Genomic DNA, 9,250 nt, shown 5'->3' with positions numbered 1-9,250 from the left:
GTTCATTGGATGGAGAAGATCGTGAAATGTTGACCGATTCTCTTTTCACAGAGAAGTATCAAAAATTATATGAAGATTTGTCTCAGGATTCAACATTTCTGATAAAATAGATATCCATATCTTGTTTTTCTACTCTAACCCAATTAAAACCGTGCCAATCATAATAAAAATACTACTTTTTACGAGCATGACTAGACCAAGCCATCCAACTGCATAGCCACATCCCCATCCTTCACAACCTAAACTATCTTGGTCGATCGTTAACAATTCATACAATAATTTTGCTGGATACCAGCACCATAATATAAATGAGATTTTGAATAATAAGAATAATAATCTGAATGTTTTTTGTAGTAATCCGACAATTTTTCTCATAAGAATTAGGGAATATTCTCTAAAAATTTAGAAATATATTTAGTAATTCTAAGGGTAGGGGCGCACAGCTGTGCGTCCCTACCGTTTTATGAACGTGCCAATCTGCTAACTCAACCACTGAGCAAATTCTGTCGTAAAGCGATCGCTAATTATTGCCTCTCGAATCTTTTGGGTAAACCGAACTAATTCTGTAATATTATGAATGGTCAACAAAGTATAAGCTAAAATTTCTTGCGATCGCACCAAATGAGAAATATACGCCCGTGTAAAATTTTGGCAAGTGTAACAAGGACAAGTTTCATCTAAAGGTTGAAAATCTTCCCGATATTGAGAGTTTTTCAAATTCCACCGTTCCCCTTTTACCAAAGCCGCACCGTGACGGGCTAAGCGAGTAGGAATGACACAATCAAATAAATCCATACCACATGCGATCGCTTGTGCCATTTCTTTATACGTCCCCACCCCCATCAAATATCTAGGCTTATCTACTGGTAGCATCGGAGTTGTGGCTTGTACGATCTTGGCGATTAGTTCTGGTGGTTCCCCTACACTTACGCCGCCAATTGCATATCCAGGTAAATCTAACCTTGCCAAAGCCTCAGCCGCCCCCGCCCGTAAATCTGGGTAGACTCCCCCTTGAACGATACCAAACAACGCTTGATCGGGGCGCTGGTGGGCGCTAATACAACGTTCTAACCAGCGGTATGTCCTTTGTGTCGCCGCTTCTACCTCCTCGCGACTAGCGGGATAGGGCGGACATTCATCAAATGCCATAATCACATCAGCACCCAAAGCATTTTGGATCTGGATCGATCGCTCTGGGGTTAAATTAATCATCTGTCCGTCATGAGGCGATCGAAATATGACTCCATCATCGGTAATCTGCCGCATTTCGCTCAAACTGAAAACCTGAAAGCCGCCAGAATCAGTCAAGATTGGTTGTTTCCAGCGCATGAACTGGTGTAACCCCCCAGCTTTTTCGACAATCTTTTCTCCTGGTTGTAAATGCAAGTGATAGGTATTTGCTAAAACCATCTGCGCCCCTGTTTCCTGAAGCTGTACGGGAGTGACGGTTTTCACATTTGCTAGCGTTCCTACAGGCATAAAACGAGGAGTTTCAACCGCACCATGAGGAGTGTAAAAGACACCTGCACGGGCTTTAGTTTGGCTGCAACGAGTGGAAACTTGGAAGAAAAATTGCGTAGTCAATTCAGTTATCAGTTATCAGTTATCAGCGAACGGGGTGTGGAGTGTTGGTAGTTGGTAGTTGGTAGTTGGTGAAAGGCGCTCTTGCGAGAGGCAGTTTCTCCCTCAGCAACCTTAAGCTCCCTTCTCCCCCCTGCCCCTCTGCTCCCCTGCTCCTTGGCTTTCTCTGTCTCTTCTCAATCGGCATCGACTAATTGAGTGACAATAGGCTTCAATCTTACATCAAAACCTTCGATTCCGAATAACCGTCTTTGGGTAAATGCACCGTCAATTAATAGCAGGAGATGAACGCCTAACTGTTGAGGGTTGTCTACTCCCACTGCTTCAGCTAGAGACACTAGGCGATCGCGAATTGCTATCCTATTAGCCACAGCTAATTGATGCGCCGGATGTTCTAGTTCCGGTAACTCCGATGCTGTCACCAAAAACGGACAACCGTAACATTCGGGTTTTGCCAAATACTTGTCTAGCCAGGCAAATAAAGCAATTATTTGCTGTTTCGGCTCGTTAGGATATCGAGCGATCGCAATTTCAAATAATCGCTTGAAGCTATTTTGACGTTCTTCTAAATACGCCACCACTAGGTCATCCTTAGAAGGAAAGTAGCGGTATAGCGTCGTTTTGGCAACTCCTGATTGAGCAATAATCGTATCTACTCCTACTGCTCGAATTCCTTCGCGGTAGAACAGATCGTCAGCAACTTCTAGAATCTTCTGGCGGGTTGAGGTTTTGCGATCGCTTGGCATTGTTTTCTCTTCATCTTGGCATCTCATCAGGGCATAGCATTGGTATATCCCTATTGACATAATACAGACCTGTCTGTATTATACTCTAACATGGGATTAACAATACAGACCTGTCTGTTTTTATTGGTTGAAGTTTATGCCTAAACGAGTTGTGTATGCGCCAGATGTAGCAATTCCCGTCAAAGCTTATTCCCAAGCGATCGATACAGGAAGCTTGATATTTTGTTCGGGACAACTAGCTTATGATGCTCAAAACGATGCAGTGTTTTCAGAATCAGCGGCAGAACAAACTAATTATTTGATGCAGAACATTCAAGTGATTTTGGATGCGGCTGATTTACAGTTACAAGACGTAGTAAAGACAACTATTTTCTTGACCGATATGAATGATTTTGTATCCGTCAATGAAGTTTATGCCCGCTATTTTGACATCGATCCTCCAGCGCGATCGACCATTGGTGTAAATGCACTAGCCAAGGGAGCTAAAGTCGAAATAGAAGTTATTGCCAGCAGAACTTAAAATCTCAAAAGGAGTCAGAATCATGACAGCATTTGACTGTGAAGTTCAGCAGGGTGAAAACTTTACTGTAGCCAATATAGGTAAGTTATTGCAGCTACATCGTTTCTCCTTTCAACTACCATCGAGAGCAATTGAAGTTGAAGGCAAGTTATTTATCAAGCAAATTTTAGATTTAACAAGTTGCGAAATATCCTTCAATAAGTTACCAGCAAAAGTAGCAATTCCCTTTTACCACAAACACAAGCAAAATGAAGAAGTTTATCTATTCCTTCAAGGTAAAGGAGAATTTCAAATTGATGATGAGATTTTTCCCATCAGTGAAGGAACAGTAGTACGAGTCGATCCTGATGGCGAGAGAACTCTTAGAAGTGTTTCAGATGAAGATTTGGTCTATATTGTCATTCAATCTCGGGCTAACAGTTACGAGGGACATACAATTTTGGATGGTGTGGCGATAGATAAAAAAGTGAGCTGGCTAAATTCTGACTAACATCCTCACAACTTCCTCAAAGTTTTTTACTAATTTGTAAATGGGTAGAGAACAGTAACCAATTACCAATTACCAACAATACATTTGGAGGTAACTTCATATGTTTCAAAAAATATTAGTAGCGCTCGATACTTCTAGCCTCAATCGAAGCGTTTTTGAGGCAGCACTAGGCTTAGCAAAGGCACTTAATACCAACGTCATGCTATTACACGTACTCTCTGCTGAAGAAGAGGGCAGCCCAGATATTTATATGATGTCCCATGCAGACTACTATCAGGGATATGGGATGAGTAGCGAAATCATACAAATGCAGCACCAGCGATGGGACGAGTTTGCGAATAAAGGACTGGAAATGCTGCAAAGTCTTACAGATGAAGCAACTGCGGCGGGAGTGAAAACGGAGTTTAGTCAGATATCTGGTAGTCCTAGCCGTACTGTTTGCAATTTTGCGCGAAATTGGCAAGCTGACTTAATTATTATGGGTCGCCGGGGTCACTCTGGTTTGAGCGAATTGTTTATGGGTAGTGTCAGCAACTACGTCTTGCATCACGCTCCCTGCTCCGTGCTTACGGTACAACATCCAGGGGTAAATCACGACACAGAAGCAGAACACGTTACACCTGCGATGAGACATTGTTGATGAAGTCATGCATTCGTAGGAGCGGGTTTATGCAGAATTCTTATCGGAGTTAGAAGTAGTTAGTCAACCCACCCGCACAAAAGTCAAGAGACTTTAACTAATCAAAACTTTAGTAACGGCGATCGCTTACAGTTGTATCTAGTTTGTCTACTTTTGGCGGAAAATGTAGACAGTACTGGGAGAAACACTGTAGTTAGCAGATGAATTGCAGATCGTAACGCGATCGCCATTTCTGACATTTACAGCTTTTTGTCAGAGAGCGGATCGAGACATGAATACGCGAAAAGTTCTATCAATCAGCAGGCGCATCACCCGTTTTAGGAACTTCACCTGCTTCTGAAATCGGATCTTCTGGGTTTTCACCGTCCTCAACCGCAGGAGATTTAACTTCTACTTCTGGTGACACTTTTTGTTGAACTTCAGAGGGAACTTTCTCTTGTTTTCGATCTGTCATAACTCCTCTCCTATTTAATTAGAACTGGAGTCCATTCTAAAAAGATTCTCAATATTCATTCCTCTTCCTAAAAGATTGTTTGTGGCTGCGTCATGAAAAATTCAAGCAGTGAATTGGTGGCAGATCTGAGGCGAACTGTTTCCATATCAAGCCCGCATCCTCTGACAGGAAGATCTGACCGTTACTCGTACCAAAAACAGTTCTATCCTTTAACGTCACAAGGCTTCCCGTATCAATGTTGTGCGAAAACCACTGCGGCAAACCTCGATCGCACTTCTCGAAAGTCCCCGCTCGGTCGAGCGAGCGCCGATAAATTGCTGCTTTAGCACCAGATGGACCGCTAGAGGTACTTATCAAGACTGTTTCCCCACAAACAGCAACAGCACGGGAGTACGTGGAGTGTAGGTTAGCTCGATCCAAGCTCCATGTATCGCCTCGATCTGTACTCGTAGCCAATCCTTCTGCTGTAGCTGCTAGCACGACACCAGGACGATCTGGAACGGTTATGACTTGGTGAACATCCCAGTGCAGATCGATAGTTGGCTGCCACGAACGTCCGCGATCTTGGGAACGCAAGATGCCACCAACGTGTACGTTGGCATAAAGTTCGCCCGATTGTCCTCCTGCCATAGAGCGAACATCTGGCAACCCACCCCAAGGTGTATACCACTCGTCTCGTCCTTGAGCCGTGTCAAAACTTTGGATGAATTCAATGCCACCATCTACAATCCAGAAAAGATGAGCATTAGATGTGCCGACAAGAACTTTCCCCCTCAGTGGCTGAATACAATTCAACTGCAAATCTTGAATACTTGGGGCTACTACTTGCCATTCACCCTCACAATCGCGATGCCATACCGACTTGCCATCGACTACCACCCATAATCCATTCAGGCTTGGGGCGATCGCGGTAACACCGTGACCTTCCAGTTCAATCCACTGCTGGGATGCTGTAAACCATACCAGACCGGCAGATGTTCCTACTATTAATGGATGCTCCTGGTTTACACCAGTTTCTTTTGACACTATTTTTTGTTGCACAAATTTAGGCATATCTAGACTCCCTTTCCCGATCTCTCCGGTTGGCTCAGACAAAAGAGAATTGCGGAATGAACTTTCTAAACATATTTCTTTAGTTTCACTCTAGCACCTTCGGTAGTCCTACACAAGTAAGGATGTAAGTATAGATGAAGAAATCTTTCAAGTGTCAACCATGTCAGCAGACAGTCTGACTTGCCCAGATTGTCAAGCAACTCGAATTGTAAAGCAAACGTATTACAACTGTAATACGAAAAAAGCTCAAGCTCTTGGTTTAGAAGTCATTCCTATTTTCAACGTTACGGAATGTGTTTCTTGAGAGATCGAACTAGCCCAGTGCTAGTGTGGTTAGATCTAGCGATTTATATGCCTGCTCACACCTTGCCCGTTACCTTGCGCCAATGCGATCGTCTCTCTCGCAGTGGTTGGGTTGAGTCTGCAAAACCCAACCTCCACCTGCATCCCCTTCAGGGGATGTTCAGATGCAATGTGAATGGTTGGGAAGGACAACGATCGCATCCAGTTGACTGTAACCAATGAGGTTGAATGGGCTACAGGGGATTGAATGTCACAGGGGATTGTGTTGGGTTTACTGTCGTCAACCCAACCTACGCGGCGGGCGATCGCACTACGGGAGATCGGCGATCGCACTTATTACAATAGTTTAAGGGTGCTACTAAAACGGACTCATACCGATTATGATTAAATCCGTGACTATTTCATGGCAATTTAAATCGCTTTCTCGGTAGCTCCAATTTGTAACCGTAGATTAGCGTTTTTCCAAAGACAGGAGATAATATGAGCAGCGAGAGCGGATGCCCGTTTACGGGCGGAAGTCAGAAACTTACGGCTCGTCATATGCCGTCGAACCGAGACTGGTGGCCGAAGTATTTGAATCTGAGCATCCTCCACCAGCACTCACCCCAGGCTAATCCCATGAGTGAGGCGTTCAACTACGCTGAGGAATTCAAGAAGCTTGACTTAGCTGCTGTGAGGGCAGATATCTTCGAGCTGATGACTACCTCTCAGGACTGGTGGCCAGCCGACTACGGTCATTATGGACCTCTCTTCATTCGGATGGCGTGGCACAGCGCAGGTACGTATCGAACCGGCGACGGTCGCGGCGGCGCAGGGTCGGGTAGCCAGCGCTTTGAGCCGCTCAACAGTTGGCCCGACAATGCTAACCTCGACAAGGCGCGCATGTTGCTTTGGCCAGTCAAGCAGAAATACGGCAAGAAAATCTCCTGGGCTGACCTCATGGTCTTCGCTGGCAACTGCGCGCTTGAGTCGATGGGCTTCAAGACGATCGGCTTTGCCGGCGGGCGCGAGGACATCTGGGCACCAGAGGAAGACATCTACTGGGGTTCTGAGACAGCCTGGCTAGGTGGCGAGCGTTACGACGACGATCGAGTGCTTTTAAATCCCCTCGCTGCCGTTCAGATGGGTCTGATCTACGTGAACCCAGAAGGACCAAGCGGCGAACCCGATCCGATCGGCTCAGGGCGCGATATTCGCGAAACCTTTGGTCGGATGGCGATGAACGATGAAGAAACGGTGGCGCTGGTTGCCGGTGGACATACCTTTGGCAAATGTCATGGTGCGGGCGAATCGTCGCACGTAGGTCATGAGCCTGGGGGGGCAAGCATTGTGGAGCAGGGTCTCGGCTGGAAGAGCGCTTTCAACACGGGTGTAGGCGTTGATGCGATCACTAGCGGTATTGAAGGTGCATGGACTCCTACTCCAACGCAGTGGGACAACACCTATCTCGATACCCTATTCAAATATGACTGGGAGCTGACAAAGAGTCCCGCTGGTGCGTGGCAATGGAAACCGAAGAATGGTGCTGGCGCGGATACAGTGCCTGACGCGCACGATCCGTCGAAGCGGCACGCTCCTATGATGACCACGGCGGACATGGCTATGAAGATGGACTCGATCTACGAGCCGATTTCACGGCGTTATCAGGAGAACCCAGATGAGTTCGCCGACGCATTTGCCAAGGCGTGGTTCAAGCTGACACATCGCGACATGGGTCCCCGATCGCGCTATCTCGGTTCAGAGGTGCCAGCGGAAGAGTTCTTGTGGCAAGATCCCATCCCCGCGGTCACCCATGAATTGATTGATGAGCAGGACATCGCCGCGCTCAAAGGTAAGATTCTTGCTTCGGGACTGTCTGTCTCACAACTCGTTTCGACTGCCTGGGCATCGGCATCAACGTTCCGTGGGTCTGACAAGCGCGGTGGAGCGAACGGAGCGCGCATTCGTCTTGCGCCTCAGAAGGATTGGGAAGTCAACCAGCCGACCCAACTGGCAACAGTACTGCAAACCCTGGAGGCGATCCAAGAAGAATTCAACAGCTCACAGTCTGGCGGAAAGCGGGTTTCGCTCGCTGACTCGATCGTTCTGGGCGGATGCGTGGGCATTGAACAAGCGGCAAAGAACGCTGGGCATGAGGTCAAAGTTCCCTTCAAGCCTGGACGTGCGGATGCGTCGCAAGAGAAAACGGATGTCGAGTCCTTCGCCGTGCTTGAGCCAACCGCGGACGGGTTCCGCAACTACTCTAGCGGCAAACACAGCGAATCGCTTGAGGAGTTGCTAGTCGATCGAGCGCAATTGCTGACTCTGTCAGCCCCTGAGATGACGGCTCTCGTGGGCGGCTTGCGCGTCCTGGGTACGAACTTTGGAGCGTCCAAACACGGTGTCTTTACCGATCGCCCAGAGACGTTGACCAATGACTTCTTCGTGAACCTGCTTGACCTGGGCACGACATGGAAAGCGATCGCTGAAGATGAATATGAGTTCGAGGGGAGCAGTCGCAAGACAGGCGAACTCAAGTGGACTGCTACCCGTGTTGACCTCATCTTCGGCTCAAACTCTCAGCTACGCGCCCTCGCGGAAGTCTACGGATCTGAGGATTCGCAGCAGAAGTTTGTGCATGACTTTGTGGCAGCGTGGGACAAGGTGATGAACCTCGACCGCTTCTAAGCGGAACTTCCACGGTCGTTGGGCGATCGCAGGTTGAGGCTGCGCAAACCTGCAGAAATCCTAAGCGCAGGTGAAAGCCAGAGACAATAATGAGGGCGGCGTTTCAAGACAAGTTGAAACGCCGTCCTAGCTTAAGACCCTTACGTCAAAGTAGTCATGTAGCAATGGAGGTTGTGTCGCAAAGACTTTTTAGTAAGAAACGAACTGGACTAGTTCGTATTGCTTCAAGCAACAACTCCAAAGATTTTGTTGATGAACTTTAGTTGAGATACACTATCCCCTTGGTTGATTGCTTTCACTTGTACGAGCGCGGCTCATAGCCATTGCTTCAATCCCGCTCAAGGTTCTCCTCGCGGTGTTGAACGAATGGAACCCCATCATCGGTCTCACAATCCGCTTCACCTTGCGGTGATCTTGTTCAACCACATTATTGAGATACTTGTTTTGCCGTAACTTAACTGTTTTAGATCGAGTTTCTTCATCTTGCAAGGTTTCCACAGCACTAGGATACGCCGAATTTTTATCCGCATCGATCGCGCGCGGCGATTGTGTGTGAGCCGCCTTGAGCGTTTTACGGAAACAACGAGCCGCCGATGAGCTATCGCGCTTCGCACGAGAGCAAAAAGTCCAACGTATTGCCGGCTGAATCTACAGCACGATACAAATACTTCCAATTCCCTTTTACCTCAATATACCTGGTTCTACTCTAGTTTGTGTTTTTGTAAACGCGGGAAGATAGAAGCTATTAGGTTATATAGGATCGAGAACAGAGCAAGCTGGAGGATGTCTTCCAATG

Annotated in this window: 12 protein-coding genes; 6 read left to right on the top strand and 6 right to left on the bottom strand. The window is 47.0% G+C overall.

Annotation, left to right across the window (positions count from 1 at the left end; all coding sequences use genetic code 11):
* Positions 1 to 129 precede the first annotated feature (129 nt).
* The 3 genes from H6G17_RS31260 to H6G17_RS31250 all read right to left on the bottom strand — a co-directional run bounded on the left by H6G17_RS31260 (position 130) and on the right by H6G17_RS31250 (position 2,387).
* The gene (locus H6G17_RS31260) at positions 130 to 276 is read right to left on the bottom strand and encodes a hypothetical protein (RefSeq protein WP_192162487.1); all 147 of its coding nucleotides are present in this window, start codon (positions 274 to 276) and stop codon (positions 130 to 132) included.
* Positions 277 to 480: 204 nt separating this feature from the next.
* Positions 481 to 1,584 (bottom strand): tRNA guanosine(34) transglycosylase Tgt, encoded by a 1,104-nt coding sequence (tgt, locus tag H6G17_RS31255; protein WP_192162486.1) that lies wholly within the window; start codon positions 1,582 to 1,584, stop codon positions 481 to 483.
* 173 nt (positions 1,585 to 1,757) lie between these two features.
* Positions 1,758 to 2,387, bottom strand: a complete 630-nt coding sequence (locus H6G17_RS31250) for a TetR/AcrR family transcriptional regulator (protein WP_192162485.1) — start codon at positions 2,385 to 2,387, stop codon at positions 1,758 to 1,760.
* A 76-nt stretch (positions 2,388 to 2,463) separates the two neighbouring features.
* Here H6G17_RS31250 and H6G17_RS31245 point away from each other — a divergent pair, with 76 nt between their 5' ends.
* From H6G17_RS31245 to H6G17_RS31235, 3 genes are all read left to right on the top strand, one after another.
* Entirely contained in the window at positions 2,464 to 2,847 is a 384-nt protein-coding gene (locus H6G17_RS31245; protein ID WP_192162483.1) for a Rid family detoxifying hydrolase, read from the top strand.
* 22 nt (positions 2,848 to 2,869) lie between these two features.
* Entirely contained in the window at positions 2,870 to 3,337 is a 468-nt protein-coding gene (locus H6G17_RS31240; RefSeq protein ID WP_192162481.1) for a cupin domain-containing protein, read from the top strand.
* 100 nt (positions 3,338 to 3,437) lie between these two features.
* Positions 3,438 to 3,977, top strand: a complete 540-nt coding sequence (locus tag H6G17_RS31235; protein WP_192162471.1) for a universal stress protein — start codon at positions 3,438 to 3,440, stop codon at positions 3,975 to 3,977.
* Positions 3,978 to 4,269: 292 nt separating this feature from the next.
* Here the strand turns inward: H6G17_RS31235 and H6G17_RS31230 are convergent, their stop codons facing one another.
* Both H6G17_RS31230 and H6G17_RS31225 read right to left on the bottom strand, forming a co-directional pair.
* Positions 4,270 to 4,431, bottom strand: coding sequence for a hypothetical protein (locus tag H6G17_RS31230; protein WP_192162469.1), 162 nt, complete (start codon positions 4,429 to 4,431; stop codon positions 4,270 to 4,272).
* 90 nt (positions 4,432 to 4,521) lie between these two features.
* Entirely contained in the window at positions 4,522 to 5,484 is a 963-nt protein-coding gene (locus tag H6G17_RS31225; RefSeq protein ID WP_192162467.1) for a hypothetical protein, read from the bottom strand.
* A 351-nt stretch (positions 5,485 to 5,835) separates the two neighbouring features.
* Here H6G17_RS31225 and H6G17_RS33215 point away from each other — a divergent pair, with 351 nt between their 5' ends.
* From H6G17_RS33215 to katG, 3 genes are all read left to right on the top strand, one after another.
* A complete protein-coding gene (locus H6G17_RS33215; RefSeq protein ID WP_206757196.1) occupies positions 5,836 to 6,009 on the top strand; it encodes a hypothetical protein in 174 nt (57 codons plus the stop codon).
* A gap of 25 nt (positions 6,010 to 6,034) precedes the next feature.
* The gene (locus H6G17_RS33210; RefSeq protein ID WP_206757195.1) at positions 6,035 to 6,175 is read left to right on the top strand and encodes a hypothetical protein; all 141 of its coding nucleotides are present in this window, start codon (positions 6,035 to 6,037) and stop codon (positions 6,173 to 6,175) included.
* Between the two features lie 92 nt (positions 6,176 to 6,267).
* Positions 6,268 to 8,454 (top strand): catalase/peroxidase HPI, encoded by a 2,187-nt coding sequence (gene katG, locus H6G17_RS31215; protein ID WP_192162463.1) that lies wholly within the window; start codon positions 6,268 to 6,270, stop codon positions 8,452 to 8,454.
* 273 nt (positions 8,455 to 8,727) lie between these two features.
* Here the strand turns inward: katG and H6G17_RS33030 are convergent, their stop codons facing one another.
* Positions 8,728 to 9,090, bottom strand: a complete 363-nt coding sequence (locus tag H6G17_RS33030; protein WP_347276494.1) for a DDE-type integrase/transposase/recombinase — start codon at positions 9,088 to 9,090, stop codon at positions 8,728 to 8,730.
* Between the last annotated feature and the right edge of the window lie 160 nt (positions 9,091 to 9,250).

It is taken from the genome of Chroococcidiopsis sp. [FACHB-1243], assembly GCF_014696895.1.
In the GTDB taxonomy this organism is placed as follows: Bacteria; Cyanobacteriota; Cyanobacteriia; order Cyanobacteriales; family Chroococcidiopsidaceae; genus Chroococcidiopsis.
Note: the sequence above shows the minus strand (reverse complement) of the source record. Positions and strands in the feature narration are given on the sequence as shown.

What these genes read in the sequence shown, in the direction of transcription:
- katG (WP_192162463.1), top strand. Translation starts at nt 6,268, where the DNA reads ATGAGCAGCGAGAGCGGATGCCCGTTTACGGGCGGAAGTCAGAAACTT.
- H6G17_RS31235 (WP_192162471.1), top strand. Translation starts at nt 3,438, where the DNA reads ATGTTTCAAAAAATATTAGTAGCGCTCGATACTTCTAGCCTCAATCGA.
- H6G17_RS31230 (WP_192162469.1), bottom strand. Translation starts at nt 4,431, where the DNA reads ATGACAGATCGAAAACAAGAGAAAGTTCCCTCTGAAGTTCAACAAAAA.
- H6G17_RS31245 (WP_192162483.1), top strand. Translation starts at nt 2,464, where the DNA reads ATGCCTAAACGAGTTGTGTATGCGCCAGATGTAGCAATTCCCGTCAAA.
- H6G17_RS31250 (WP_192162485.1), bottom strand. Translation starts at nt 2,387, where the DNA reads ATGTCAATAGGGATATACCAATGCTATGCCCTGATGAGATGCCAAGAT.
- H6G17_RS33210 (WP_206757195.1), top strand. Translation starts at nt 6,035, where the DNA reads ATGTCACAGGGGATTGTGTTGGGTTTACTGTCGTCAACCCAACCTACG.
- H6G17_RS31225 (WP_192162467.1), bottom strand. Translation starts at nt 5,484, where the DNA reads ATGCCTAAATTTGTGCAACAAAAAATAGTGTCAAAAGAAACTGGTGTA.
- H6G17_RS31240 (WP_192162481.1), top strand. Translation starts at nt 2,870, where the DNA reads ATGACAGCATTTGACTGTGAAGTTCAGCAGGGTGAAAACTTTACTGTA.
- H6G17_RS33215 (WP_206757196.1), top strand. Translation starts at nt 5,836, where the DNA reads ATGCCTGCTCACACCTTGCCCGTTACCTTGCGCCAATGCGATCGTCTC.